We start from the raw sequence: 24,483 nt of genomic DNA on the forward strand, positions 1-24,483 counted from the left end.
TCGAGGGTTCAGCTTGCAAGCGCAAATAGCGCGGGTTGCCGCGCAGCAGGAATAGTAGATTCGCAGATGTCGATTTAAGGGACGGACATGAACAAACCGCGCCGCAGTTACTGGCAGATTCTGAACATGAGCTTCGGGTTCCTCGGCATACAGTTTGGCTGGAACCTGCAGATGTCGAACATGAGCGCCATTTATGAGTACCTGGGCGCAACCGCCGACCAGATTCCGATGCTCTGGCTGGCTGCACCGCTCACCGGTCTCATCGTGCAGCCGCTCATCGGCAACGCCAGTGACAACACCTGGTGCCGCCTCGGACGCCGCCGTCCGTACTTTCTCACCGGCGCCATTCTCAGCTCGCTTGCGCTGCTGATGATGCCGCGCTGCAGCGCGCTGTGGATGGCCGCGGGCCTGCTGTGGATACTCGACGCCTCCATCAACATCAGCATGGAGCCGTTCCGCGCCTTCGTTGCCGATATCCTTCCCGACGAACAGCGCACCGCGGGCTTTGCCACACAGAGCCTGCTCATCGGCATCGGAGCCACTCTTTCCTCCGGGCTGCCTTACATCCTCACGCACGTCTTCCACATCAGCGATGCGGGTGGCTCCTCGGCGATTCCGTACACCGTGCGGCTCTCGTTCTATCTTGGAGCGGCGGCGTTCTTCGGCGCAGTGCTTTACACCATCCTGACTACCGGCGAGTATCCGCCCGAAAACATGCAGGCCTTCCTTGCGAGGAAGCAGCAGCACACCAGCCTGTCTGCGCGGATGCTGGCCAACGTGCGAGAGATCAATGAAGCCGTCCGCACCATGCCAAAGACCATGCGTCAGTTGGCGCCGGTGCAGTTCTGCACCTGGCTCGGGCTGTTCTGCATGTGGCTGTTCTTTGGCGTGGCCATTGCGCGCAGCGTCTTCGGCGCCACCACCACCCAGTCGCCCGGCTACACGGAGGGTATCAAGTGGGGCGGCGTCTGCTTCGCCGTCTATTCGGTGGTCACCTTCCTGTTCTCTCCGTTCCTGCCGGCCATTGCGGAAAAGCTCGGACGGAAGAATACGCACACACTCTGTCTTGCCATCGGCGGCGTTGGCTTGCTGTCGGTGGCGGCCATACACACGCCCTTGGGTCTCATGCTGCCCATGACCGCCGTTGGCATCGCGTGGTCCAGCATCCTGGCCATGCCCTATGCCGTGCTGGTCGGCTCGCTGCCGCCGGAGCGCACGGGCGTCTACATGGGCATCTTCAACTTCTTCATCGTTATTCCGGAAATCATCGCCAGCGCGTGCTTCAACCGCGTGGTCAACTTCATGGCTCCACGGCTACCGGTCTCCATCGACGTGCGGCTGGCGGTGGTGATGATTGGCGGTGCCGCACTGCTTGTGGCCGCGCTGCTCATGCGACGCGTGCAGGAGGATGCGTCGGTGCGGAACTGACACGAATCAAACGAACTGGAGCGGAACCTCCGGATAGGCGCGGTCACACGGCCGCGCCTCGTCCATTTGTGATCATCAATGTGGGCCTCGGCATGATCGTTTCTGATCGAAACCTGGCGTTCACAAATGTTGCCTGAGAAGCCCGTGTACTTTCCTCCTGATTAATTTGCGAACGCGGCGTTCGGAAATTCAATTTTCGATGTAAATTTGTTTTGCGCATTCGAGTCACAAATTGGTGGCACCTACCACTAAGAGACAGACAATATGCGCAAGGTCGTGAACTCGGTAGCCAACCGGACTTCACGGCAAGCTTGGGCGACTCCTCTGGTGTCGCCGGCCGGAAGGGCCATTACGACGGATCGTGTGGGGGCATGGTTCGGCGCGGTGTTGCTCCTTCTCATTCAGGCCGGTGACACCAGTAGGGTCGTACCGGGCAGCAACCATCAGCCGGTGTGCGAGGACCTCCTGCACACCGGCATTTTTCTTGCGCATCCGAGTGAAGCTCCTTTCGCTGCTTGCGTCCATCTTCGTGCCGGAATGCTTCTTGAAGGGAGATGTCCGTGCTGTCATCGGGCAGCCGCTCCTGACCTGCGCGTTACACTGTCACCTTCTCTGCGCGCGATGCAAAGCGGCGGACTGGTGCTGCATGGGAAATGAAAAGCCGAGGTGCGAAAAAATAGTTTTTACAGTGACGGCTCCCGATTTCGACTTCTCCCACTCCTGAGAATCTGTTGTAACCTCTTCAAAAATAAAGAGTCTCTATACAAGACAGAAAGCCTGATACAGGACCGCGTCCTCTATACGCAAGTCGTACCCCAAAACACGACATCCTGCTGCTCCCATGGTCTTTGCCGGGTGTAAATTGTTGAGATTGCAGAACCGATGAGAATGAATTCAAAGTAAGGAGATGGATTGAATGAAAATCAGTGCGCGTAATCTGCTGGCTGGCAGCGTCACCAAAGTCACCAAGGGCGCCGTCAACACCGAAGTGGATCTGACCCTGAAGGGCGGCGAGAAGGTTGCCTCCGTCATCACCAACGGCAGCGCCGAAGCGCTTGGCCTGAAGGAAGGGAAGGCCGCTTACGCCATTCTGAAGGCCAGCGCCGTCATGATCGCCAAGGACGTTGATCCCAAGAAGATCAGTGCCCGCAACGTGCTGCCAGGCAAGGTTGCCAAGGTCACGGCCGGCGCCGTCAACGCCGAAGTGGATGTGACGCTCGCGGGCGGCACCACGGTGGTTTCCATCATCACGCTCGAGAGCTGCAAGGGCTTGGGCCTGAAGGCGGGCGATGCTGTCAGCGCCATCGTCAAGGCCTCCAGCGTCATGGTCGGTGTCGACTAACTCACGCAGAAGTTATCTCTCATCCAAACAGAAAGCGCCGCCCCATCAGGACGGCGCTTTGCTTTTGCATTCGTAAATCTGCTTAGGCCGGCGTGACCTCGATCAGCTTGGCGTCGGCATCCAGCTTGGTGATCTTGAAGCTGCGCACTTCGCCCGCCGAAATTGCCTGCGATGTTGCGGAGCTGTCCGGCGCGGTGCCCTTCCAGCGGGCCTGCAGCATCGAGCTGAGCGAGGAGAGGTCGACTGCGCCTGCGGCCTTGCTTTCTTCCTTCTGCTCGGTGGCGCTCAGTGTGCAGGTTGCGCGCACGCCTTCGCCAAGCTCCACCGTGGCGCGCAAGCCCTTCACGTCCAGCACGCGTCCGGTCACCTGGTCACCCACCGCGTGTTCGCCCATGAACTCCTCAAGGCTGGTGGGCAGCATCTGCTTCATGCTCAGCTTCACGCGGCGGCGCTCGCCGTCGAGCTCGATGACCATGGCCTTCACCACTTGGCCGAGCTTCAACACGTCCTGCGGGTGGTTGATGCGCGTATCAGGCTCGCGCTTCGGGTCTACCAGATCACTGACGTGGATCATGCCCTCGACGCCTTCCACAATCTGCACGAACGCGCCGAACTTCTGCAGGCTCGTCACCGGGCCTTCCACAATTGAGCCGACCGGATACTTCTTGTTGACTTCCACCCACGGATCGCCGAGCGTCTGCTTCAGGCCGAGGGCGATCTTGCGCTCCGTCGGGTTCACCGACAGGATGGCGGCTTCCACCGTCTCGCCCGGCTTCACCACGTCGCTCGGGCGCTTGGCCTTCTTCGCCCACGACATTTCGGAGAGGTGGATGAGGCCTTCCACGCCCGGCTCCAACTCGACAAAGGCGCCGAAGTCGAGTACGCGCGTGACTACGCCGCGCACGCGGTCGCCCGCGTGGTACTTGCTGGCCGCGGCGTCCCACGGATGCGGCAGCAGTTGCTTCATGCCCACCGAGATGCGCTGCTTGCCGGCTTCAATCTTCAGGACCTTTACTTCCACTTCCTGCCCGACGCTCAGCGCGTCTTCCGGCTTGGCAATGTGCGCCCAGGAGATGTCGGAGATGTGAAGCAGGGCATCGACGCCGACGAGGTCGACGAACGCGCCATAGCTCATCAGGCTGCGCACGGTGCCGTTCACCACGTCGCCTTCGTTCAGCTCGTTGTAGCGGCGCTCGCGTCCGGCGCGGCGTTCCTCTTCCAGAACCGCGCGGCGGTCCACCACCACGTCCTCGTCGCTCACGTCCAGCTTGGTAATGCGGCAGCGGATCTCCTGCCCAACCAGCTTGGCCAATTCAGCCGCGTCAAATGCGCCCGAACGCGAGGCCGGCATAAAGGCGCGCACACCCACGTCCACGCTGAGGCCGCCCTTGATGACCGCCGTGACCGTGCCGCCGATGGTCAGCTTCTCGTTGAAGGCCTTCTCCAGCGCGGTCCAATCGGTGGGCCGTGCCACCTTGCCCAGGCCCAGCTCGTAATAACCCTCCGGGCCGCGTCCCTTCACGGTGACCAGCAGCTTGTCGCCGGGCTTTACCTCTTTCCCGGCCAGCGCCTTCACCGGCAGCTGACCTTCAATCTTGAAGCCGATATCGACAAACACCGATTCATCTTTCACGTTGATGACGGTGCCTTCGCGGTTGTTGCTGCCTTCACCGGTGCGGTGCTGGTGCTGCTGCTCAAACTGCGCAAGCACGTCCTTGAACGATTCGGTGGCTTCTTGTTCCGGCTGCGTCTCCGCCGGCTTGGCGGCTTCGTTCGGGTTGAGGGTCTCGGGGTTGGTTTCGGGCTGATTGTTGTTGGCGTCAGACATGTGAAAAGCGGCCTTCTTGTTTTGCGGATCGCGAGCCTTCCAGCGGCTCGCACCGTGTTCGATGTGTCAACAGCATATCATCGCGCGCACTGCCGCCCCGGTGCCTTGGCATGGACATTTCTTGGTGCTGGAAACGCAGCGGAACACTGTTACGGGAAACCTTGAGGCACGGCTGCCAATCGCAGGTACGGCAACAATTTCCGCCCCGCCGCGCCCCCGTCCAACGGCGAATCCTCACCCTTTGATCCCGGTTTTTCGCCTTCCGGCAAATCCCGGTATCCCCGGCGGCTTCGCCGTGTGGTCTAATAGATGGTGAGTTCATATGTCTCTACGCAATAAGGGGATACATCACCGCTGGATGGCCGCGAAGCGTCGTGTTCGCGAGTTGGCCATGATCGCCCACGGGGTCCTTTCGACCTCACATCCCGTCATGGCTCAGATTGTTCCCATGCGCCGCTGCAATCTGGATTGCGCGTATTGCAACGAGTATGACAAGACCAGCGCGCCGGTGCCGCTCGATGAAATGAAGCGGCGCGTCGGACACCTGGCGCGGCTCGGCACCTCGGTCGTCACCATCTCCGGTGGCGAGCCGATTCTGCATCCCGAGCTGGACGACATCATTCGCGAAATCCGCCGCCACGGCATGCTTGCCGGCATGATCACGAATGGCTATCTGCTGACCGCCGAGCGCATCCAGCGCCTGAACCGCGCCGGGCTCGACCACATGCAGATCTCCATCGACAACATCATGCCCGACGACGTCAGCAAGAAGAGCCTGAAGGTTCTGGACAAGAAGCTGCAACTGCTGGCGGAAAACGCGGACTTCCACGTCAACATCAATTCGGTGATCGGCGGGGGCATCCGCAACCCGCATGATGCGCTGGTGGTGGGCCGCCGTGCGCGCACCCTGGGCTTTACCTCCACGCTCGGCATCATTCACGACGGCGACGGACAGCTCCGCCCGCTGCGTGAGCACGAACGCGACGTCTTTGTCCGCATGAAGGCGCTAACCCGCGCCAACTATTCGCGGTTGAACTGGTTCCAGGACAACATCGCCATGGGCAAGCCGAACGACTGGCGCTGCCGCGCCGGCGCGCGCTACCTCTACATTTGCGAGGACGGCCTGGTGCACTACTGCTCGCAGCAGCGCGGGTTCCCCGGCAAGCCGCTGGCGCAGTACACCACCGAGGACGTGAAGCGCGAGTTCCTGACCCCGAAGGGTTGCGCCCCGAACTGCACCGTGAGCTGCGTCCACCAGATCAGCTACATGGACTTCTGGCGCTCGCCGCAGACGCTCAAGCCGCTCACCCCGCAGTCGTCCGAATCCAACATCGGCGACTTGGTGCAGATCCAGAGCGAGTAAGCGCAGCACAAATTCAATGCATTTCAGATCGACCGAGGCAGGGACAGAGTCCCTGCCTTTTGTCATTTGAGAGCAGCAGAAGAAAGGCGATACCGTTGCTCTGAACAGTCAGAGGCAAACCGTCAGAGCGCAAATTTCGCGCAGCAAAAAGCGGGAGGCCGAAGCCTCCCGCTTTTCATTCCTGCCAGAACCGGCGGTGTGACTACCGGTTCAGCTTCTTCTCGTCGACCTTCAGCTTGCCGCTCTTTTCCATCTGCTGGCGCAGGCTGGCGAGGAAGACCTGTTCGGCCTCCTGCTGGCGCTGCTGCAACAGGGTGGCGCGCAGTTCGGTCTTGCCGGCCTGGTACTCGGCTTCGGTCGGAGCCTGCTTGTCGGTCAGCACCATCACGGCGGCGTTCATGCCCGCCTGAACAGGGCCAACCACGTCGCCCTTCTGGCTGGTGAACAGCGCGCTGTCACCGGCGATCTGGCCGATGTCGGCAACCTGTCCGCCGGCGGCAACAAAGTCGCTGGACTTGACGGTGGCGCCGAACTCCTTGGCGACCGCCTTCAGGTCATGCGCGGCCTTGGCCTTGTTGGCCATCTGCGTCGCCTTGTCCTGCAGCATCTGCACGGCCTTGTCGCGCTTCAACTGCGAGGCAATCTGCGGCTTCACCTGCTCAAAGCTCGGCGTGGACGGCGGCTTGATGCCAGCCACCTGCACCACCACGTAGCCCTGCGGCACAGCCACGGCCTGCGGCGCGGCCTTTTCAGCCTGTCCGAAGGCGGCGTCCATCATCTGCGGCACGGCGCCCAGGTTCGGCACGGCATCGCCACGGCTGAGGAAGTCGGTCTCGGCAACCGTCAGCTTGTTGGCTGCTGCGGCCTTGGCCAGGTCGCCATTCTTGGCGGCGGCTTCCACGGCGCGGGCAACCTTTTCGGCGGCCTTCTGCTGTGCGTCACGCGCCACGATCGGCTCGATCTGCGCCTTCACTTCGGCAAGCGTCTTCTGGTGCGCCGAGGTGCGCTCGTCGACCTTGATGATCTCGTAGCCGTAGCTGGTGTTGATCAGGCCGCTGGTCTGGCCCTTGGAGAGCGTGAAGGCAACCTTCTCGATATCCGGCGCGGCACCGGCGCCCTGCACCAGGTTGCCGATGAGTCCACCGTTCTTCGCAGTGGCGGCATCTTCGGAGTACTTCTTGGCCATGGCCGCAAAGTCCCCGCCGTTCACCTGCTTGAGCACGTCCTGCGCCTTCTTCTTGGCGGCGTCGGCAGCCTTGGCGTCAGGCTTGCCGTCGGGGCCGAGCGGAGCCTTGATCAGGATGTGGCGCACGGTGGCCGTATCGCCCACGCGGAACTGGTCCGAGTGCGAGTTGTAATAGGCCTGCAGATCGGCTTCACTCGGCTTGGCGCCGATGCCGCTCACCAGCACGTAGCGCAACTTGCGCTGCTCCGGAATGCCGTTGGCGAACTGCGCCTGGTTCTTTTCGTAATAGGCCTTCAGCTCGGCGTCGTCAATCTTCACCTGTTTGTCCATGGCGTCCATGGTGAGCACGGCGTAGTCGAACTTCACCTTCTGCTTCGCCTTCATGTAGTAGTCGCGCAGTTCTGGCTCACCCACGCTGACGCCGCCGACCGCGATGGCGCGCAGCTTGCGCCAGGTCAGCTCGCGCTTCACCAGCTCTTCAAACTGCGGCAGGCTCTTGTTGAAGTTGGTGGAGACAAAGTTGGTATACGCCGCAGTGCCGATGAAATTGCCGTTCGGGAACAGGTAGGCGGAAAGCGCGCCGTGCTGCAATTCGTAACGCAGCTCTTCGTCGGTGGCCGTCAGTCCAAGCTTGTCGGCCTCGGCAATGGCGATGTTTTCCGTCACCAGCTGGTTGAGAGCCTGGGTGCGGAAAATCGACATGTACTCTTCGGGGACGCCGCGCGGATAGCGCTGCCGGACGATCTGCTGTGCCGTGTCGTTGACTTCCTGCAGCGTGATCTCATGGCTGCCAACCTGGGCCACCACGTTGGGGTTCGAGCTGACGCCGCTGCCCCCAATGCCGCCCGGCACAAGGGTCACAACCATCATGACGCAGATGATGGTCAGGAAGCCGACGAGCAGGAATTGCTGCGTGCGGCTCTTCGTTTGCAGAAATCGAATCATCTTCCAAGGGCTCCAAGTTCACGCCGGTTCGCGAAAAGTGTGTCCTGCTCGCGGAGAGGAATCGCGCAGAGAAGGCCGCAGCCGACGGGGCTGGCCCCGCAAAAACGCCACGGCAAAACTTCTGCGCTGAACCCGTGCTCGCGCGGCAAAGACGCTCGGCGGTGTCCGGATCGCAATTTCGTATTCAGGATTGCGTTTCCACGCAAATCGAGGGCTGGCAAAGTAATGCCCCGCAACACGCTCATCGGCATTACGCGCATTGCGGCGGCGGCCAATCCTGCATCTGCATTATAAACCAGCCGCTTGCCCCGCCGGAGACCGTTCTGCAAGGCAATTCCGCAGCCGTAGCCGTCATCTGGAGTGAACGCTCATTGGCTGACCACGGGCGACGCAACGGGCGTGGTCGAACAATGCGCCGGGGGCTCCGTACTGACGCACAGAAGCCTTCGTGCGGTCCTTGGATTTTGCATGCTCGCAGCCCGGAGTTTCTGGCAAAATCTGATGGCGTCAGCGTTGCGTGGCCGCGGTGTCTTTAGTTGTCCTGCCTCGCTCTTACCGTTGAGGACGGGCCAGCGTATGTTTTTCGCTTGAGCGCCACTTCGCGTCGAATTCCGCGCGAAGCCTATTGAATAAAGAAGATGGTACGCGGCGGCGTGCCATCTTTCACGCCTCGGGCTTGCAATTTCACGTCTGTTGCCCGACGTGCTGAGCCGCTGCACGCGCTCATCCTCATCATCGTAGAAATGATGGATTCGTCCGCGCCAACGATCCCTCCGCCTGCGTAGCCATCTCGCGCGACCGCTACTTTCTTGCCGTGACCGCGAAGCAGATTGCCGCGCGCAGGGATAAGGAAGCTTACTTCTGCATGGGCAACTACGAGGAAGTCCTGCGCGAGAAGCCACAGCGGTGCGACACGCTCGAAGCCGCCTACCGCAACCAGCACGCACGCATCGAGCAGATTGAAGCCGTCATCAACCGTTACGCTGCGCGTCCTCCTAGGCTAGGCGGGTGCAGCGCCGCCTCAAGGAGGTGGAACGGATCAAGCACGCGATCCGCTCCAGGTACGCATGAACTGGAGTTTTGAACAGGGAAGTGCGCGCTGCGACTTGCACGACGTCGCCTCGTTTGCTACTATCAATGAGTACTTCACCGCCACACAGGGAAGTACGGTGCGCCCCGGCTGCGGGGCGCAAGTTGTGAAAGGACGCGGCGCATCCCTTGCGGCGGTCCGGTAGAAAAGTCAGGGCGCGTAGCTCAACTGGCAGAGCAACTGACTCTTAATCAGTAGGTTGTAGGTTCGATTCCTACCGCGCTCACCATCCTAACTTACTCATGCAACATGGTTTACAGGGACGCTTACGGCGGAGCCGCTGAGCAGCAACTGTCGATGGTTACCACCGTCGGTGACCAGCTTTTGCTGAGCCGCGACTTTCGCGAACGCTCGTTCGATTGCGTCTGCCTGCGGATGGCAGTAGCGTTGGGTAATCGTGATGCTGCTATGCCCTGCGATTTTGGCGAGTGTGAAGGTGTCGCACCCTGATTCGGCAAGGTGGGTTAGGGCCGAGTGTCTCAAGCAATAGGGTTCAAACGGCGTCAATCCCTCCTTAATCGTTTCTGCGCGCCGAGAGATGTAGTCCCTATCAAGGTGCACCTTCTCCGCAACAACCTCCTCCCAGGGGCCCCTTCGACCGTTCTTCTCCCATTCTTTGTATGCACTATTCGCAGCGGCAATCTTCTTGAAGGCACCGCTGTGTTGATTCTTCGCCGTGCCTTCTTCGAGGTGCCCTGACTTTGATCCGGTCGGAAAGACCCATCCCCGTGAAGGCATATTCTGGGCCTTCCAGCGTGTTTGTAAGGCAGCATAGACGTCAGGAACCATTGGCAACAGACGTCTGGCCGCTTTTGACTTACCTTCCGTAATCTGGATTTGACCGGTCCCATCGCCGTTCAGGACGATATGCTCCCAGCGCAGCCTGTAGGCTTCCCCAGGCCGCATTCCTGTTTCATAGATGAGCGTTGCTACGTCTCGCCACGGTTGGCGACACAGTTCGCGGTATGCAAAGAACTCCGGCCGTTCCACAACGCGGTCGCGCTGGCGCTCGCCTTTGGCAAGAGTAATGTGTGTTTGCCGATGGATCTTGCCCCACTGGAACGCCAAGTTGAGTGCCCTTCTTAGAGTCCGAAGCCCACAGTTGATGGTCGATGGCGTGAGCGGCGAGAGCTTGGCTGCGAACTGAGCTGCATGCTGATCAGTGATTTCGTTGAGACGGAGACGTGCAAGAGGAGGCTTGAGCAGACGCTTGGCGCCAGAGTTGTAATAGAGGTAAGTCTTCACCTTCGTGGACATGAATTTCGTCTTTACGAAGGGGAGAAAATCCGACTTCAGAAATTCCGCTAGCGTGGGTGCAGGCTTGGCTTCCAGAATGCCCCAGTTTCCCGTTGCCAGTTCAGCGCGAATCTTCGCCTCAATCGAGCGGGCCGTCTTCTTGTCTGTAGCCCGCGTACACTCGTGAATTAAGCGACCTTCAAAGTGAAACTTCACCCGGTAATAGCGGCGGTCCTTCGGTTTATAGATCATGGCCTTTTCTTTAATGGTTGATTCGCGATCTCTCTTTGCAAGTGCGTTCTGATGTTGCTCCTTACGCGATCACACAGGTCACGCAGGTTGAGCATGTAGTAGACATCGCTTCCAAGTGTGAACTCAGGTGGGTGATCGGTCTCAAATAGCTCAACGTCAAATGTGCCTCCGTCCTGCATGTTGCGATGGCGCCTTCTTCTTAGCAGGAGTCCTCGTCGAACGCTTGCACCGGTTTCGTCGACGCTGAGGAAGTCGCGATCCTCTAAAGCCTGTAGCGCTTTCATGACGGCTTCAGGCGTAAATCCATCATCAGTGAGCTGCTTTGCCAGAGAGAGCTTGCAAAGGTCAAGATCGCTAAATAGTCGTCGTGAGCCGTGGCCCCTCCCAGTAGATCGTGACGCGTTCAGCCCAAACCCAGGAACATCCAGGAATTTTTGTAGGCGCCAGGTTTTCATTTGCAGCAGCTTGGAAGCTTCTCCAGTCCCTAACATCGGAACAGGAATCAGGACGGTCTCGAGGGCATCGGGCTTTGTTTTGTTCATCTGTAACTCTTCAAGCATTTTAAAGCACTTGTTGGTATAATACCAGGAGTGTTAATGATTGTCCCCTCCAATCGTGGGAGAGGGCGGAAGGAGCGTAAATAGGTGGAAAGCAGTCAGCATGTCAGTGCAAGAGCAGCGGCTCAGATGTTGGGCACAACGCTCAACTATGTCTATCAGGAGATTTGGGCAAACCGCTTTCGAGGAGCGAAGAAGGTAGGGAAGCATTGGGAGATTCCAGCAGCGAGTGTCCGGGCGAGGATGCCGGCGCGGTAGCCATGGAACCCATAGCGGTTGGTATCGCAGAGGCTGCGCAACTCCTGTCGGTTAGTAGCTCGACAGTTCGGCGAGCGGTTCGCCGAGGAACGATACCAGCGAAGATGATAGGTGCGAGAGTGCTCATTTCAGTCGACGTACTGAAACAGCTTGTCTCCAACTGCTTGCCTGAGCAGCGTGTAGCTCATGGAGACGCCGAGCAAAACGAAACGGTTGCTGACGAAGAGCAACCGAATGGGTCAGGCCGCGATTTTAAACGGCCAAGAACACGTCTGGTGACACGTATAGGTCACCCAGGAGAATACAGAATGGGGGCCGCTAGGAAGTTCGCGCGTGTCACGGGCTCGTCGTGGACAGAACCACAGAATGTAGTGCAGCTTGAAAACGCTAAAACGAGCAGGAGCGCGGAGAGTGTCGTTCCTTGTACCAAGAACGAAGTAGCGTCCGCTTCTTTGCCTTGCTCCGCTGGGACACCCATCGTGCTCCATCTCGGACGCCAAGGGAAGCAGCGCTGGTCGATCCCGAGTCCCCCGTGCACGTTCGTATGCCATGTCTGCGGAGAGCCAATTGACCTCGCTACGGGCAATCTAGTCGCACAGGAGAACACTCCTGAGTTCTCAGAGTTGTCGCCGGAAGGCCGTCCGTTTGTGGCCGTCCATCAGCGATGCGACTGGCCGCATACGCACCCGTGGTTCCCGTTGAAAGGCGCGCTAAGCAAGGCAGCCGCTTAGGAAGGGACAAGCCGAGCGTTTCCGAGATGGGGTGAGACTGATGAGAGGAGACCCCTGACGGAGGCGCTGAAGGGGGGCGTGCAAGAGGAGAACGCCTTGTGGGGCACGACGCTTGTGCGGTGCCCCCGGGTGCGGCGTCAGCGATTAGAGCACTTGGAGTACACGAGCAACAGAGGTGACTAAGACGAGTTTGGGGCGTGCTGCGTGCAAGACTGACGCTGGCTCTTCCCCGCACTTGCCACACGCATAACCGAAGTACAAGAGACCGAAAAGGTCCAAAGACTGGAAAAACAGAAAGGACACTGCATGAAAGACGTAAGGGATTTGATGGCAACACTAGAGCGCGATCATTTTTACGGATCGCTCGAAATCAAGTTTGAAGCAGGCCGGATCGTGCTGCTTCGCAAGTCCGAGACACTCAAGCCAATCGACTGTCGGGATGACCGAGGTGGTTACGATGGCATCGTCCGCTAAGGTCGTACCCCTGCCGGTTTCCGCCACGCCAGAGAGCGCAAACGATACAACACCGGTCAAGTCCAACGCAAGCAGAGGAAAACGCAAAGCTGGGCTCATCATGGTCCCGAAGGAAGAGGTGACGAATCAGTCCAGCAAGAAAGAGAAGAGAAGCCCCGCTGAGATGCCATTCGCGGAGCGCCAAGCGATGGTACTTTTCACGCACGCTTCGTCATACATCAAGGCCAACAAAGGCCGTTTCCTGCGCGATGAAGCGGGTGGGTATCACATTCTGCTCGACGGGGTTCGTATTCCGCTCAATAACGAAAAAGACAATGTCGCTCTCAACGGGGTCATGCTTAAGGCCACAAGCGTGACCACCGTTACCCAAGCGGCGCGCGCGGCAATCGCCCGGTTGCAAGTTGAGGCTTCGGATTCAGCCGAGTCTCTGAAGCTGAGGAAATTCTCTGCGCTGTCAGCCGACCACGCATGTCTCTACGTGCCTCTGTCAGACGGGGGGCTCCTGAAGGTCTCCGCTGAGGACATCAAGCGTGTTGAGAACGGCAATTCGGCGGACGGCATCTGGCTCGAACATCCCAAGGGAAAAGGAAGCGCGCTGAAGTATTCGGAGGTCGATGCGCAGGATGCTCTTCGTTTCTTTGAGAAATGCGTTGTTGAGCCTCAAGCCTGCACTGAGCCCAGCATGAAGTGGCTCACGGCGATGGAGGAGGGGCTGTTCCCATACCTGCGTGAGACTTGTGGTGATCGATTCATCACGGCCCATCGTGGAGGGGCCGGTGACGGCAAGACCACCGGTGCGAGATGGTTCACCTCTTTGCATGGGCTTGGGGACGTAAAGGGCGACTACTCGGTTGCAGCAATCCGCAATGGAGGCGACAGCGGCCTCATCGTTCTGGATAATCTGGAGCACTCCAATATGGGGGCGCTGACAGATACGCTTCTCTACATGGCAACGGGCGCCGAGAGCGGTCGCTCGAGCGTGGATGGCGTCAACTGCCGCACGAATGATCTTCGTCCAGTCATGGTCATAACCTCAATTGAGGGGGCGTACAAGCCGGAGATTCAGCGCCGCATCGTAGACGTCGACTACGCTGCGTCTGCCCTCGGGGACGATGCGAAGAAGCTGTACGACCCTGATGCTAACCGGGTTCAGCTTGAGAGCCATCGCGATGAGATACGCTCTGGACTCATGAAGGTGATCCAGCAATTCTTCCGTGACAGGGACGAGCGTGCAGCTTCTGAAATCCCCAGAAAACTAGTGGACTTTTCCGGAAATTTCCATGTCCTTGCAGGTTTGCTGAGAGCCTACGGGCGTGTTATGGGGCGCCCCGAGGAATGGGCCAACGAGATCATTCGCGAATGGAAGCGCGTGATGGATGGAGCAGAAACTGAGGAGGATGAACTCCAGGTCTGTGTGCTCCGGGTCCTCAAAGCCGCAGAACCGAAATCGAAAGGGTGTCGCATACCTGGCGACGATATGGAGGGCATCGTCTGTGTAGAAGGCTCATGGCAGAACAGGCCCGGGAGCTTTTTCGCAGTAAACACGACGTCCTTGTTCGAACTGCTCCAGGCCGACCGTACCGTCAAAGCAGAGAATGTTCTACCAAGAACGCCAAACGCACTCGGTAAACGGCTGAAGTTCAAGGGGCCTGATGTGTACTTCGTTCCCGAGGATCAGGTGCCACAAGAATACCGAGCCCAACTCAAACGCACGAGCCAACGGCGTTGTTCCGTGCTGTTCGTTCCGAACGGCGAAGAGTAGAAGCTGCCTATTGGGCTTCGGAGGAGTAATCGGGCGGTAGAGCTAAAGGGAGGTAGGCAACACAGTTGTCCTGCAAGAGTAGCTCTCCGTTATCGGTGCTCTCCCGAGGCCCCATTCGTATCAGACTGCGGCGGCAACCTCAGGACTGTACTCAGGTTTGGGAGTGTGTCCTCCACCGTTACAGCGTTGAGCCCCAGCCTTCTTGCCAATTCATCTTAGAGCACCAATGGCTCCTGTCATCGTGTGTGTTCCCGTCATAGCATCCCGTCATGGCATAAGTCTTTGCGTGGTAAGTAGTTATCGAATTCTGTGACGGCATGACAGCAGAGTGAGAGAACAGACGCACTAATATATCCCCCGCCGTCTGTCCAAGGCAGCGAGAGCCCCCACCACACAGAGACATGTTCTTCTCTATCTAACTGTCATCCTGTCATAAGGTATGTAAGTATATAGAAATAAGTGCTTTATCGAATGACAGCAGCCGTGACAGGAGAAATATGATGCCGTCATCCGTCATGGCCGGATTGGAAGACGCTTGGAGAGCGCGCCTTTCGTCCGGCGCCTCACGAGGACCTCGGCACGCGGTTGCCTGCGTGCAGGCCTATCCGTAAAGGTCGGCGCGGAATCTTGCCCAAGCCGTGCCGAGAGGTTCTCTGCAATAGGCGGCGAGAGTAATTGGGGTGACGATTCGTGCAGGCAGGCGGTATGAGGAAAGCGCACGGATCGCGTAGAAAGCCCCTGAGAGAAATCTGGTGACGGACGAGGGTGAGGGAAGCCGGGCCGTGTCCTCGCGGCTCGTCACAGGGGTTCCTAGCGCGAGGAATGGGCATATTTCAAAAGAATCGAGCGAGTACGAGCCTGGGAGAAGGTCTGCCGGGCTGTGTGTGCTAACGAATGGCTGGAGGAGGAAGGGGGAAGCTCTTCGGCGGGAGGGGCTTCGTGAAAAGCGTTCCTCTTGAGCGTCACCGCAGAATACCTCGGTCTGTGCATGAGTTTCTTCGGCAGCAAGTGACTGGGCGTATATAGCAGGTTGTCGGATGCTGGCGCGTATATTCTGCCCCAGACGCGAGAACGATGCCTGTGTGGCGTGCGCTGAACGCCTTGGACAGTCCGAAGGCGCAGGCCGAGAATTCGATCCAGCGTCCCCATGCGTCCCTGAGGGCAACGGATGCCACCGGTAGAGGAGTGCAAAAAGGGTGTAGACAGCAATGGCAGAGGATCATCCACAGTTGAAGCCACCGGCGCACAATTTGGAGAAGATACGTCAGGAGTTTCCGAAGATCATTCAAATCTTCAACGAGAACCCGAATCGCGAAGTTCGACTCAAGAAGCTGGCGGAGTACTTCCGGAAACGTCTGGATGAAGCTAGGAAGAAGGCCAATTAGAGGCCCCCACGATGTCGGTCCATCAAAACGGAAAGGCTGACAATCTGCTCAGGCTCGACCGACTCTGTCTGTTCCGCGATCCTGCTGGTCGTTGCTATCGTGCTCAGTGAGGGGATGCCGGGAAAGCAGGCACTCGAATAATCAGTGCCGGAGGACATCGGACAGCACGCCTCCTCTACACCCCCGATCAAGTATCGCGAGGGCGCGCCAGAATTACCCTAAGCGTGCCTCTGTGCGAAAGCCCGACTTGTTGATCGGATGATCCTATCGTTTCGCTTGCAGTCCGGCGCGCTTCGCATCGCGTGATGCGTGTTCTTCCGGCCTCTCTCGATCATCGCCGTGTTAGAGAGAGATTACATCGCCGTAGAGGTTGCGAGTCGTCGTACAGTGCATCTTTGCACGTTCGGTCACCTCTGTTACCGAGGTTCAAAGGTTTGCTAAACGGTTGTACGGCCTTAAAGCTGTATCGGGGGGTTCGAATCCCCCCGCTCCGCCAGTCTCGCCCTTTCAATCACTTACAAGCGATATGCTCCACGCGCTGAAGCGCGTCGTGGATGATTTCGTGTCCGATTGGTGTCCAATCGGCTCCTTCCATCCCCAATTCTGCTTCAAAACTGAATTCAATCAGGCCGCAGGCATTCGCGACAGGAGTGGGACCGGCAGTCCCGGACAACTTGCACCATGGGAAATACTCGTTCCGGTTGGGGCGTTGATGAGAACCTATTCTGTTTCACCAGACAAACCATTTTCGATGAGTGCGTTGCCCTGTTGGCAACAATCCAGCGCTCGACGTTCTGCAGATCGCTGGATACTGGCCTACTTCTCAGTAGAAGTCCTCCGAGTCACCCTGGATGATCTAATTGTCAGGAGTCGCGAGCCTTCGTTGCATAATCAAAGAACTCTGTTTTGGGAGTTCTATTTTCATACCAGTAGCCGGTGTGTCCGTCTGGGCGGGAACGATGGGCGGCATAAGTAAGCACCAGACGTTCTTTCGCACGCGAAATCTGCACAAAAAACGTGGAGCGCGTAGAGTCGATATCACCAAAAAAGATTTGTTTTTCGATTCCCATTGCGATGACTGTGTGAAATTCGAGCCCTTTACTCTTATGCACGGTCATGATGCGGACGGCCCCGTCTTCTGAAAATCTTGCCAAAGCTTCGCCGATTTCTAATCCCCCATCCAACAGCTCTCGCAGACGAGCGTGGACTTGCTCCGCAAGATCGTCGAGGCGATTTGCTCCTGTGTATTCGTCCGAGAGAGAAACCAGTGCCGAACGACCGACGAGATTCAAGAAGCCGTTGGTTATTCCCCGCAGTACTGAATCGGTTGGTCCCTGAAAGGATTTGGCACGGACCGCTTCCATGTTCTTACTGAGGAATTCCTTGAACTGGCGATGAGCCGCTGGATTCGAAACGTCATTCCAGCGACCTTCATACAGCTCTATAAGCCGAGCGTATGGCTCTGGAGCTCGATCAAGAAAGACGCACTTGAGAACATCTGTGTATACGCGGGCAAGGGGTTCTGTTCCGAGATCCTGAAATTGCTTTTCGTCCCGATAGGGTATTCCTCTGATCTCCAGTTGCTCCATGAGCTTTATGGCGTACAACTCTGGCTTGTTGCCTATTAGCACTGCGATCTCAGAGGGTGGCAGGCCCTCTGAGATCCACTTCGCAATCTTCTCAGCTAGCCATGCAGCTTCTTTATCGTCCGTCTTGAAGGAACATTTACCAATCATGCCTTCATTGCCCAGAAGCTCGCCATCGGCAACCGCAGCAGCCGGGTCCATGACCTTCACCATCTCGTTTTGCATCCGACGGAGCCTGGGCTTGGAACGGAAGTTCTGATACAGGTTCAAGGGTTTCGCGTTGAAGTCCGCGGCAAAGGTTTGGAAAATACCTTCCAACGCGCCGGCCCATCCCATGATTTTCTGTTTTGTATCACCTACCGCGGTTAGTCGGGCTCCTGTACCCAAGAAGGCCGTGCGGATTAACTGGTACTGTTCGTTCGTGCAGTCCTGAAATTCATCTAGGAAGACATGCGAGTACGTCTGGGTGATTGCTGTTCGAACCATCTCCGAACACTGGATAATCTCAAGAGCCAAGGGAACAAGGTCTCCGAACGTAATTTGTGTTCTGCTGATCCGCGCTTCACCGATCGTGTAATCGGAGTCGAGCGCATCGCGGCCCGTGAGCAGAGGACGAAAGCGATCAATCAACCGCTTTGCGAATCCATGAAACGTTAGTGAGTCGAAGCGTTCGGCCAGATCTTTGCCGCAACGAAGCTGCACGCGTTGGCGGAGGTTTGCACTCGCGTCAACTTTGAAGGCTATCGCAAGAATTCGCTCGGGATATCGGCAGCTGCCAGTACGAAGAAGATAATCCGCCTTCTGAGCGAGCATCTCAGTTTTGCCTGCCCCTGGGCCAGCGGTTAGGGCGAGACTCTGTTCTTCTTCCAGGATTGCCAAGCGGGCATTTGGTTCGAGCCAGAGATCGCCTGCCGGTGTCCAGGCGGCTTTAGGGATCATTCGGGCAACCCCGCAAGTTTCGTTTTGACTGCTTCTACGAGTCGTTTCAATGTACTCGGGGCAGATATTTTTAATTTTGCCTCGCTTAGTTCGCTCATGGCCTGCAAGTGTTCAGCTGGTTTACTGCCGATCTTGAACAAGGAATGGTAAGTGGCGAACAGCTTCCGCTCGCCTTCAGTGTATTGTTCCAACTGACCGTGACTCTTACCTAAGACCGACTTCACCGTGGAGTCTTCAGGGAGTGTTCGAGCGGCTGCTGGGGGTGCCTTGTAAGTGGCCGGAAAGGCCGTCAACATGGCAAAGTCCAGATCGAGAGGAGACGAAAAGAAAACACCTTGACTCTCCAACCATGGTTGCCATTTAGGCCAGGCCGATCCCTGCTCCAGCAACCGAGGCACGCCATCCCACGCAGTGATGCCGCTGACGTGCTCAGGGGTCAGCGTGCCATCTGAGGGTAAATACAGTAGCAGTTGATTGACGGCATATCTGACGCGCCCCCACCCCCCTTGATACCGCCCGAGATCAAGATCGAGCAGCGTCACATGTGGAATACCCAATGCATTCAGGAGGCGCCAGAAGTGGTTGACATGTCGCCCTCCCAGCGGGACGACCGCGATGGATGATTCATCATCGCCTATTCCCCCTGCCTCCAGAAGGCGTGGAATCACCACTTCCTCGCTGTCTCCTTCGCCTAGGATGACGAGTCTTGAAAAGTAGAGTTCGGGGTACGCTTGAACGGCCTCTCTCACAAACTTGTGTGCTTCGTCGGCTTTGTCGGGCATCTGGATGGTATTCACAACCGTCGCCCGCTTCGCGTTGAGCCTGAGATAGCGGATTTGTTCCGGTGGAACCCGTTTAACAACCGATGGGGAATGCGTGGAGACAATAGCTTGCGCATCTTCATTCCCCGAAATCACCTTGAGGCAATTGAGGATGCGTCCGAGGTAATGGGGCGACAAACTGTTCTCCGGCTCCTCTAGTGCTACCAGGGTGAAGATCGCCGGACGGAGTTTGTCAACGTCAAATGCATCCGTTTCCTTCTTCAGCACTTTTCGCCCGATGGCTTGCATCGCGAGGACGAGCGAGAAGTAAAGCAGTGATTTCTGCCCATCGCTGAGGCGGGTGAAATCAACGGTCGGCTCCGTCTCCCCAGGGCTGAAGCCAATGGTCAGGTGCCGTAGCAGTTGCTCCAATTCGCCCGAGATGAAGGAAACAGCTGGGGAAGCGTAATACTTCCCCTTGTGCAGACCAGTCCACGATGCTTTGATTTGAGCGCTGATCGTTGAGATGGCTGCATTATTCGCCAGCTCTTGGCTGATGTTTTCGGACAGAGCGGCGATGGTGTCCCGTTCGCTAGTCCAATTGGCAGATCGAAGTGCACGGCCAAGAAGGGTCGTCGCCGCATAAGATATGTGGTCTGCTGGATCGCGACGAGCCGGAAGGTAATGAATATGGAAGCTATTCCTGTCACTCCGGGAAACCACGCTAGTCTTGGTCGGCTCGCCCGCGGCATCTGTTTCAAGTACCCAGAGGCACTGTTCGTCGATTTCTCCATCGGCGTCCATTTCGGCGCTCAACCGGACACGGATGCGTGGAATTCCGTCGGCTGAGAGCAATTGCATATGCGCAAAGTTCGGCGGGATGGTTGCGTATTTTCCGGTCTTCTTCTTCAACTCTGGAAAGTCGAAGTGCGCTTCGATCCAAAGGTGTTGTTTTGCCGCAGTCGCAGTCCCGGGCACACCGTCTGCAGCGTGGAAGTCCGTTCTGCGAATCGGCCGCATAGAGCGTTCAAAGCCGAAAAGACGAGCCATCGCCAACAGCACGGCCGTTTTCCCCGATCCGTTTGGACCAAGCAGGAAAGTGACTGCTGACAGATCGATATCGACTGGGGTGGATGGGAACGACTGAAAGTTGCACAACCTAAGTTTCACGAGCTTCATCGGATATCCTTGTCGACTAGAAGCGATGGTGTATCCGGCCGATCAGCATCTTTGATCTCCAGATCTGAATTGATTGCACCAACTGCACGGTTGAGAGCTTGCTCGATGAAATTCCTTCCGACTTTCGACATGGTGTCGCTTTGCCAGGAGAAGAAGACACTTTGGCTCATAACTAATCCCTACATTCAAGGCTGAAGTTTAAGAAACAGTGTACTCCGGACAAAGCGGGTTCAACGGGTGCGGATTGGGCCGGGCTATACTGGAAGAGGCAGCGTGCCCGCGAGTTGCTCCTTCAAAATGATCTCTTTCTCAAACATCAACAAGCAATATGGCAAGCAGTTGCTCTTCGTGGACGCTTCCTTTCAGTTGAATCCCGGTGAAAAAGTCGGACTCGTCGGTCCGAACGGGGCGGGCAAGACAACGCTCTTCCGGATGGTGGTCGGCGAGAAAAGATTGAACTGCCGAAGAAGCGTCACGTGGTGAAGTTTGATTTCCGCGTCCCCCGCGAATCGTAAACTGAACCGGCACTGCCGTCCAAGGTGGATGAATGCGGTGGGATGTAACCGCTATCCCAGGCGATCATAGGAAAGACAAGCTGGAACCGCGTGTTGATTCCGCTCAAAGTCATGGAGAGACCACCTCATGAGCTAGCCTCGAGAGTTGGGACGTTCAACTGCGTCACACGCTTGAGACCGCCCTTTGGACGAGGGAAGGATGAAGGACGTTTAGGCCCCCACCACCATACGCGGTAGAACTCTTTGCCGTTCGCAGCATCTTTCGGGAAGGATCGATTGAGAGTTGTGACCAGCCGCTTCGCTTCGGCGACAGTTGGAAGGGTCCCATGCTGCAATGCCGCGGTGAGCAATCCGGCTGCTGTATTGAGTTCAACCCGGTGAGCAGCTCGGACGGGGCCAAAAAGCATCCGGGGACTTCCTCCACGACGAGATGCACGCGCAGCGGCGGATGGAGAGCCGCCGCTGCAGACATCCATGACAATCATCACGTTAGGCGGAAAAGAGACATCGCTGACGCCGAACGCCTCATACCAGTCGAACTCATCATGTCCGTCTGTGCGAGCCTCGCCCTCTAGACTCCCAGCAGCGGCCAATCCTTTTGTGCCGACGTACTCAGGGCGCTCTGGGCGCTTACCGTGCAAGGAGATCCAAAGCCACTTTGGATCTTCGGCAGGTTTGTTATTTGCCCAATCCATGAACTCTTGAATCGCATGGCGTACATCGGCAATGCCTCGACATTTGAGGTGCTTGTCGTTTAGCTCTCCTCTTTGCTTGAGCTCTCCGAAATAGTCACGGATGGACGGAAGAAGGCTCTCGAGTGAGTCTCCTTGCAGAGCACTTTCGTAAACGGATTCGATCGCAAACATGTGAACCGGCATGCCTATAGTTTCTCATCTTGGCCGGCGTCCACGGTCTCAATGACGTAGCACGACTACGGTGCCTCCCTCGCCTCGCACTTGGAACCGGGGATACCAAAGAAATGAGTTGACGCGAAATCGCCTACGCACTTTTCGAGGCCAGACTTCTTGGCACGGTCTATTTTGTGCATGCCAGCGGCGTGGAGGCCGCTCATATGCGCAAAAGAAACAAACGGCGCCCCAGCCACAAGATCGTTCTAAAGCTTCCAGATCTGGATCAGGCTAAATCCGCGGTACTCAATAGCCTTAGCTCTCCACATTCGAGGAGAAACTACAAGTATGCGATCGAACAATTCATCACCTGGTATTGTTCCGAGCCCCGGCTTGCTTTGAACCGGACTGTTGTCCTGCGCTTTCGCCTTTACTTAGAGTCTTTGGGCTTGGCGGCTGGAACTGTCAATCAGCGCCTTGCGGCAGTCCGGCGACTGGCATACGAAGCTGCAGATTCCGGCTTGCTCAGTCCGGAGCTCGCTGCGGGAATTCGTCGGGGCAATGGGGTGAGGCAGCTTTGCGCCCGTACCGGATCTGGCTGACGCAAGACCAAGTTGAATCCTACTGGGGAAAGCAGATGGTGACGATCTGTGCAGCCTCCGTATTCTGGCAATCATCTCCGTGCTTGTCGGCTGCGGGTTGCGTCGGGCGAAGCTAGTCACGCACCTGGTCTATGGCCTTATGCAGTGCCGTCGACAATCCCTTGTGTAGTCGAAGATTGTTCTGGAGAGGCTCATCCGGTCCCTTCAATTCAAGCAGGTCCACCGGGTCGCCATTAAGACCGCCCATAATCGGCGTTAAGGCGAAGTCGAAAATATTCGGGCTCGGCGAAGTCACATAGGGATGGGCAACGGGAATTCCGAGTCGTGCCTGCATCAGGATCGTCGGATGCTCCTCAAAGAACCGTTGCATTTCCTGCTCGGAAGCGTTTGTGTTGAGTAGTTGCTCGAGCATGGAAACGTCGGCCTCAATCCCCGTGTTGTCGCGCATAACGGTCAGCCATTTGTTTCGCTGGAGTTTCCTGCGATCGGCGGGCACATAGAAATACTCGCTCTCTTCATGTTTATTCTTGCGTTTGAGCGCCGGGCTGATCTGTGTCCTGCCATGAAGAAAGCGGACCATCATTCCTCGGTTCTCGTATTCCCTCATTAGGCGGTCATAGTAGCTGGCAACCTTTTCCTGAATCTGCGAAGCGTGCCATCAGTGTATGGGGTCGGCTTGACGATGCCCGCATGCCTTGCCTTCAGGTCGGGCATTTCATAGAAGCAGAACGAGTTTTCGCCGATGATGATAAATGGCACCATCTTCCAGGTACGGCCATCACGTTGTGCGATAAATTCCGGCAACTCGGCGACCTTATTTGCAAGCCGTATCGCCTTTTCCAGCGTTTCTGAATTCGGTATGCCGTCAGGAGCGGTATCGGCATCGCAGACGATGACATCGATATGGGCCAGACTGGCTGAAGTGAGGCGTAGATAGTCCAGCAGGCGCGCGGCGGGCAAAAGCTCAACGATATGGTGTCGCTCTCGCCACGCGCGCGCCGTCGATTCGAGTCTAGGGTCCTCGATTGCCCCAAGACTGGTGAGCAAAATATTCATTGCTCTTGGCGTTCCGCCAAAGGCGCAGGCAAATGCGCGTGGGCAGCGCCTTCACAAATCTTTCGAAAGAACTTCAAGACTTTGAGCGGAGATTCGAGGGGCCTCTGCTGTTCCTCAAATTTGCCTCGATTGCAGAATGGCTTAACAAAATACGGTTTGCCATCCGCCACTACTCCATGATTCCAGATCAGGAGAATGTTCGGATGTTCGAGCACCAAGCCCGGCTGGACTTCCTGATCGAATCTATCGTTTCGCTTTGGATTCTTGAGTCGCTTCAATATTCGAACCAGACGCGCAGAATCGTTCTTATCGACAACTCTGAATGTCGGAGCCTGCCACCTTCTTTGAAGGTTGCCTTGATTCTCCCATCGGGTGCCGAAATCTGTCTTACAAAAGTACCCCATTCCTTTCTGGCCTAGCGAAGGCATGAATCAGTCTCTCGAAGTGCCTTCATTTTCAAGCGAAAAATAGACCCCAACGGCGAAGACTAGAAGCATTAACCCCACGCCGATTTCTGTCATGCAAAGCAGGCGTGTGAACGAGCTCTCGGGAAGAATGTCGCCGTATCCCGTCGTCGTAATCGTGATCCAGCTGAAGTATCCAGCCTCAAATCCGGTCGAAGGTGCACGATTGAAGTGGCACCAGGGAACAGCGAGATAAAGAGAGGCGTAGCAGATTGAGACCTCAATATAGCTGCGGCCGAGCAGTTTGAATCGCTGCACCCGGTCCAGCTTCGTCTTCAGGGGAACCCGGCGTAGTTGGTCGAAGGTATCGTTGTAAAATGCGTACACGATTTCGACTGTCCTCGAGAGCGGCAGCAGCCAAACGAGAAACACGAGACCATGCCAAAAGGGCCAATGCTGCTGGATCAGTGGCAATAGGAACAGAAATACCAAATTCAGTACGAGAAACGAGGCGCTCCAGCGTTGGATGCTGATGCGATTAAATCGCTCAAAAAGCACTCTCGTTGGTGAGATGAATGCCAAGAGCCAAGTTGGAAGATCTTGCGTCTGCCTTTCCATTCTTTCAAGCCCCGATCTTTTGCTGGCTCACAATATACGACATTGGCTCAAGGAAGAAGTCCGCGTAATCGCCAGATGCCATGCACAGACATGGTTCTCATCTCTTTAGGTACAGTAAGCACCGTTCTCGTCATCAAC

General features: G+C 57.1%; 23 protein-coding genes and 1 tRNA gene. 12 read left to right on the forward strand and 12 right to left on the reverse strand.

The features are described 5' to 3' along the window. Window positions 1-87: 87 nt before the first annotated feature. Window positions 88-1,428 (forward strand): MFS transporter, encoded by a 1,341-nt coding sequence (locus AC6IZO_RS00800; protein ID WP_497807005.1) that lies wholly within the window; start codon window positions 88-90, stop codon window positions 1,426-1,428. 916 nt (window positions 1,429-2,344) lie between these two features. Then, window positions 2,345-2,770: a TOBE domain-containing protein gene (locus AC6IZO_RS00805; RefSeq protein ID WP_497807007.1), complete on the forward strand. Its 426-nt coding sequence runs from the start codon at window positions 2,345-2,347 to the stop codon at window positions 2,768-2,770. 82 nt (window positions 2,771-2,852) lie between these two features. Here the strand turns inward: AC6IZO_RS00805 and AC6IZO_RS00810 are convergent, their stop codons facing one another. Next, a complete protein-coding gene (locus tag AC6IZO_RS00810; protein WP_497807009.1) occupies window positions 2,853-4,598 on the reverse strand; it encodes a S1 RNA-binding domain-containing protein in 1,746 nt (581 codons plus the stop codon). Window positions 4,599-4,920: 322 nt separating this feature from the next. On the opposite strand from AC6IZO_RS00810, the gene AC6IZO_RS00815 reads away from it, so the two are divergent. Beyond that, a complete protein-coding gene (locus AC6IZO_RS00815) occupies window positions 4,921-5,961 on the forward strand; it encodes a radical SAM protein (RefSeq protein WP_497807011.1) in 1,041 nt (346 codons plus the stop codon). A 202-nt stretch (window positions 5,962-6,163) separates the two neighbouring features. Here AC6IZO_RS00815 and AC6IZO_RS00820 read toward each other — a convergent pair whose 3' ends face one another. Beyond that, a complete protein-coding gene (locus AC6IZO_RS00820; protein WP_497807013.1) occupies window positions 6,164-8,092 on the reverse strand; it encodes a peptidyl-prolyl cis-trans isomerase in 1,929 nt (642 codons plus the stop codon). 622 nt (window positions 8,093-8,714) lie between these two features. Next, on the reverse strand, window positions 8,715-9,035 hold the full coding sequence (locus tag AC6IZO_RS00825) for a hypothetical protein (RefSeq protein ID WP_497810004.1): 321 nt from the start codon (window positions 9,033-9,035) through the stop codon (window positions 8,715-8,717). On the opposite strand from AC6IZO_RS00825, the gene AC6IZO_RS00830 reads away from it, so the two are divergent. Both AC6IZO_RS00830 and AC6IZO_RS00835 read left to right on the forward strand, forming a co-directional pair. After that, the gene (locus tag AC6IZO_RS00830; RefSeq protein ID WP_497807015.1) at window positions 8,958-9,176 is read left to right on the forward strand and encodes a hypothetical protein; all 219 of its coding nucleotides are present in this window, start codon (window positions 8,958-8,960) and stop codon (window positions 9,174-9,176) included. The genes AC6IZO_RS00825 and AC6IZO_RS00830 overlap by 78 nt on opposite strands. A 159-nt stretch (window positions 9,177-9,335) precedes the next feature. Next, a tRNA-Lys gene (locus AC6IZO_RS00835) sits at window positions 9,336-9,411 on the forward strand. 11 nt (window positions 9,412-9,422) lie between these two features. Here AC6IZO_RS00835 and AC6IZO_RS00840 read toward each other — a convergent pair. Further along, window positions 9,423-10,670: a tyrosine-type recombinase/integrase gene (locus AC6IZO_RS00840; RefSeq protein ID WP_497807017.1), complete on the reverse strand. Its 1,248-nt coding sequence runs from the start codon at window positions 10,668-10,670 to the stop codon at window positions 9,423-9,425. Further along, a complete protein-coding gene (locus tag AC6IZO_RS00845) occupies window positions 10,667-11,230 on the reverse strand; it encodes a hypothetical protein (protein ID WP_497807019.1) in 564 nt (187 codons plus the stop codon). The genes AC6IZO_RS00840 and AC6IZO_RS00845 overlap by 4 nt, the downstream gene beginning before the upstream one ends. A gap of 257 nt (window positions 11,231-11,487) precedes the next feature. Between AC6IZO_RS00845 and AC6IZO_RS00850 the strand changes: the two genes are divergently transcribed. From AC6IZO_RS00850 to AC6IZO_RS00865, 4 genes are all read left to right on the forward strand, one after another. Beyond that, window positions 11,488-12,216, forward strand: coding sequence for a helix-turn-helix domain-containing protein (locus AC6IZO_RS00850; protein WP_497807021.1), 729 nt, complete (start codon window positions 11,488-11,490; stop codon window positions 12,214-12,216). Between the two features lie 306 nt (window positions 12,217-12,522). Continuing rightward, a complete protein-coding gene (locus AC6IZO_RS00855) occupies window positions 12,523-12,690 on the forward strand; it encodes a hypothetical protein (protein ID WP_497807023.1) in 168 nt (55 codons plus the stop codon). Beyond that, window positions 12,674-14,452, forward strand: coding sequence for a hypothetical protein (locus AC6IZO_RS00860; protein ID WP_497807025.1), 1,779 nt, complete (start codon window positions 12,674-12,676; stop codon window positions 14,450-14,452). The genes AC6IZO_RS00855 and AC6IZO_RS00860 overlap by 17 nt, the downstream gene beginning before the upstream one ends. Before the next feature lie 1,208 nt (window positions 14,453-15,660). After that, window positions 15,661-15,837, forward strand: a complete 177-nt coding sequence (locus tag AC6IZO_RS00865; RefSeq protein WP_497807027.1) for a hypothetical protein — start codon at window positions 15,661-15,663, stop codon at window positions 15,835-15,837. Window positions 15,838-16,700: 863 nt separating this feature from the next. Here AC6IZO_RS00865 and AC6IZO_RS00870 read toward each other — a convergent pair. Genes AC6IZO_RS00870 through AC6IZO_RS00880 form a run of 3 tightly spaced genes read right to left on the reverse strand, consistent with a single transcriptional unit; the run spans window position 16,701 to window position 20,472 of the window. Further along, on the reverse strand, window positions 16,701-18,362 hold the full coding sequence (locus AC6IZO_RS00870) for a UvrD-helicase domain-containing protein (RefSeq protein ID WP_497807029.1): 1,662 nt from the start codon (window positions 18,360-18,362) through the stop codon (window positions 16,701-16,703). Next, window positions 18,359-20,302 carry an ATP-dependent nuclease gene (locus AC6IZO_RS00875; protein ID WP_497807031.1) on the reverse strand — a complete coding sequence of 648 codons (1,944 nt, stop codon included), beginning with the start codon at window positions 20,300-20,302 and terminating at the stop codon, window positions 18,359-18,361. The genes AC6IZO_RS00870 and AC6IZO_RS00875 overlap by 4 nt, the downstream gene beginning before the upstream one ends. Next, window positions 20,299-20,472, reverse strand: a complete 174-nt coding sequence (locus tag AC6IZO_RS00880) for a hypothetical protein (protein WP_497807033.1) — start codon at window positions 20,470-20,472, stop codon at window positions 20,299-20,301. The genes AC6IZO_RS00875 and AC6IZO_RS00880 overlap by 4 nt, the downstream gene beginning before the upstream one ends. Before the next feature lie 127 nt (window positions 20,473-20,599). Here AC6IZO_RS00880 and AC6IZO_RS00885 point away from each other — a divergent pair, with 127 nt between their 5' ends. After that, a complete protein-coding gene (locus AC6IZO_RS00885; protein WP_497807035.1) occupies window positions 20,600-20,785 on the forward strand; it encodes an ATP-binding cassette domain-containing protein in 186 nt (61 codons plus the stop codon). Window positions 20,786-20,942: 157 nt separating this feature from the next. Here AC6IZO_RS00885 and AC6IZO_RS00890 read toward each other — a convergent pair whose 3' ends face one another. Continuing rightward, entirely contained in the window at window positions 20,943-21,683 is a 741-nt protein-coding gene (locus tag AC6IZO_RS00890; RefSeq protein ID WP_497807037.1) for a hypothetical protein, read from the reverse strand. A gap of 206 nt (window positions 21,684-21,889) precedes the next feature. Between AC6IZO_RS00890 and AC6IZO_RS00895 the strand changes: the two genes are divergently transcribed. Continuing rightward, the gene (locus AC6IZO_RS00895) at window positions 21,890-22,267 is read left to right on the forward strand and encodes a site-specific integrase (RefSeq protein WP_497807039.1); all 378 of its coding nucleotides are present in this window, start codon (window positions 21,890-21,892) and stop codon (window positions 22,265-22,267) included. A 112-nt stretch (window positions 22,268-22,379) separates the two neighbouring features. On the opposite strand, the gene AC6IZO_RS00900 is transcribed toward AC6IZO_RS00895, so the two are convergent. Then, window positions 22,380-22,850 carry a Shedu immune nuclease family protein gene (locus AC6IZO_RS00900; protein WP_497807041.1) on the reverse strand — a complete coding sequence of 157 codons (471 nt, stop codon included), beginning with the start codon at window positions 22,848-22,850 and terminating at the stop codon, window positions 22,380-22,382. A 23-nt stretch (window positions 22,851-22,873) separates the two neighbouring features. Then, window positions 22,874-23,323, reverse strand: coding sequence for a hypothetical protein (locus AC6IZO_RS00905; RefSeq protein ID WP_497807043.1), 450 nt, complete (start codon window positions 23,321-23,323; stop codon window positions 22,874-22,876). A 32-nt stretch (window positions 23,324-23,355) separates the two neighbouring features. On the opposite strand from AC6IZO_RS00905, the gene AC6IZO_RS00910 reads away from it, so the two are divergent. Next, entirely contained in the window at window positions 23,356-23,742 is a 387-nt protein-coding gene (locus tag AC6IZO_RS00910; RefSeq protein ID WP_497807045.1) for a hypothetical protein, read from the forward strand. 12 nt (window positions 23,743-23,754) lie between these two features. Here the strand turns inward: AC6IZO_RS00910 and AC6IZO_RS00915 are convergent, their stop codons facing one another. Then, window positions 23,755-24,345, reverse strand: coding sequence for a potassium channel family protein (locus tag AC6IZO_RS00915; RefSeq protein ID WP_497807047.1), 591 nt, complete (start codon window positions 24,343-24,345; stop codon window positions 23,755-23,757). Window positions 24,346-24,483: the final 138 nt, after the last annotated feature.

This window comes from Oryzophilus luti (assembly GCF_059726245.1).

What these genes read in the sequence shown, in the direction of transcription:
- AC6IZO_RS00850 (WP_497807021.1), top strand. Translation starts at nt 11,488, where the DNA reads ATGGAACCCATAGCGGTTGGTATCGCAGAGGCTGCGCAACTCCTGTCG.
- AC6IZO_RS00805 (WP_497807007.1), top strand. Translation starts at nt 2,345, where the DNA reads ATGAAAATCAGTGCGCGTAATCTGCTGGCTGGCAGCGTCACCAAAGTC.
- AC6IZO_RS00840 (WP_497807017.1), bottom strand. Translation starts at nt 10,670, where the DNA reads ATGATCTATAAACCGAAGGACCGCCGCTATTACCGGGTGAAGTTTCAC.
- AC6IZO_RS00890 (WP_497807037.1), bottom strand. Translation starts at nt 21,683, where the DNA reads ATGTTTGCGATCGAATCCGTTTACGAAAGTGCTCTGCAAGGAGACTCA.
- AC6IZO_RS00815 (WP_497807011.1), top strand. Translation starts at nt 4,921, where the DNA reads ATGTCTCTACGCAATAAGGGGATACATCACCGCTGGATGGCCGCGAAG.
- AC6IZO_RS00845 (WP_497807019.1), bottom strand. Translation starts at nt 11,230, where the DNA reads ATGCTTGAAGAGTTACAGATGAACAAAACAAAGCCCGATGCCCTCGAG.
- AC6IZO_RS00910 (WP_497807045.1), top strand. Translation starts at nt 23,356, where the DNA reads ATGCGCGTGGGCAGCGCCTTCACAAATCTTTCGAAAGAACTTCAAGAC.
- AC6IZO_RS00885 (WP_497807035.1), top strand. Translation starts at nt 20,600, where the DNA reads ATGATCTCTTTCTCAAACATCAACAAGCAATATGGCAAGCAGTTGCTC.
- AC6IZO_RS00905 (WP_497807043.1), bottom strand. Translation starts at nt 23,323, where the DNA reads ATGAATATTTTGCTCACCAGTCTTGGGGCAATCGAGGACCCTAGACTC.
- AC6IZO_RS00820 (WP_497807013.1), bottom strand. Translation starts at nt 8,092, where the DNA reads ATGATTCGATTTCTGCAAACGAAGAGCCGCACGCAGCAATTCCTGCTC.
- AC6IZO_RS00900 (WP_497807041.1), bottom strand. Translation starts at nt 22,850, where the DNA reads ATGATGGTCCGCTTTCTTCATGGCAGGACACAGATCAGCCCGGCGCTC.
- AC6IZO_RS00870 (WP_497807029.1), bottom strand. Translation starts at nt 18,362, where the DNA reads ATGATCCCTAAAGCCGCCTGGACACCGGCAGGCGATCTCTGGCTCGAA.
- AC6IZO_RS00895 (WP_497807039.1), top strand. Translation starts at nt 21,890, where the DNA reads ATGCGCAAAAGAAACAAACGGCGCCCCAGCCACAAGATCGTTCTAAAG.
- AC6IZO_RS00880 (WP_497807033.1), bottom strand. Translation starts at nt 20,472, where the DNA reads ATGAGCCAAAGTGTCTTCTTCTCCTGGCAAAGCGACACCATGTCGAAA.
- AC6IZO_RS00830 (WP_497807015.1), top strand. Translation starts at nt 8,958, where the DNA reads ATGGGCAACTACGAGGAAGTCCTGCGCGAGAAGCCACAGCGGTGCGAC.
- AC6IZO_RS00810 (WP_497807009.1), bottom strand. Translation starts at nt 4,598, where the DNA reads ATGTCTGACGCCAACAACAATCAGCCCGAAACCAACCCCGAGACCCTC.
- AC6IZO_RS00865 (WP_497807027.1), top strand. Translation starts at nt 15,661, where the DNA reads ATGGCAGAGGATCATCCACAGTTGAAGCCACCGGCGCACAATTTGGAG.
- AC6IZO_RS00800 (WP_497807005.1), top strand. Translation starts at nt 88, where the DNA reads ATGAACAAACCGCGCCGCAGTTACTGGCAGATTCTGAACATGAGCTTC.
- AC6IZO_RS00855 (WP_497807023.1), top strand. Translation starts at nt 12,523, where the DNA reads ATGAAAGACGTAAGGGATTTGATGGCAACACTAGAGCGCGATCATTTT.
- AC6IZO_RS00860 (WP_497807025.1), top strand. Translation starts at nt 12,674, where the DNA reads ATGGCATCGTCCGCTAAGGTCGTACCCCTGCCGGTTTCCGCCACGCCA.
- AC6IZO_RS00875 (WP_497807031.1), bottom strand. Translation starts at nt 20,302, where the DNA reads ATGAAGCTCGTGAAACTTAGGTTGTGCAACTTTCAGTCGTTCCCATCC.
- AC6IZO_RS00915 (WP_497807047.1), bottom strand. Translation starts at nt 24,345, where the DNA reads ATGGAAAGGCAGACGCAAGATCTTCCAACTTGGCTCTTGGCATTCATC.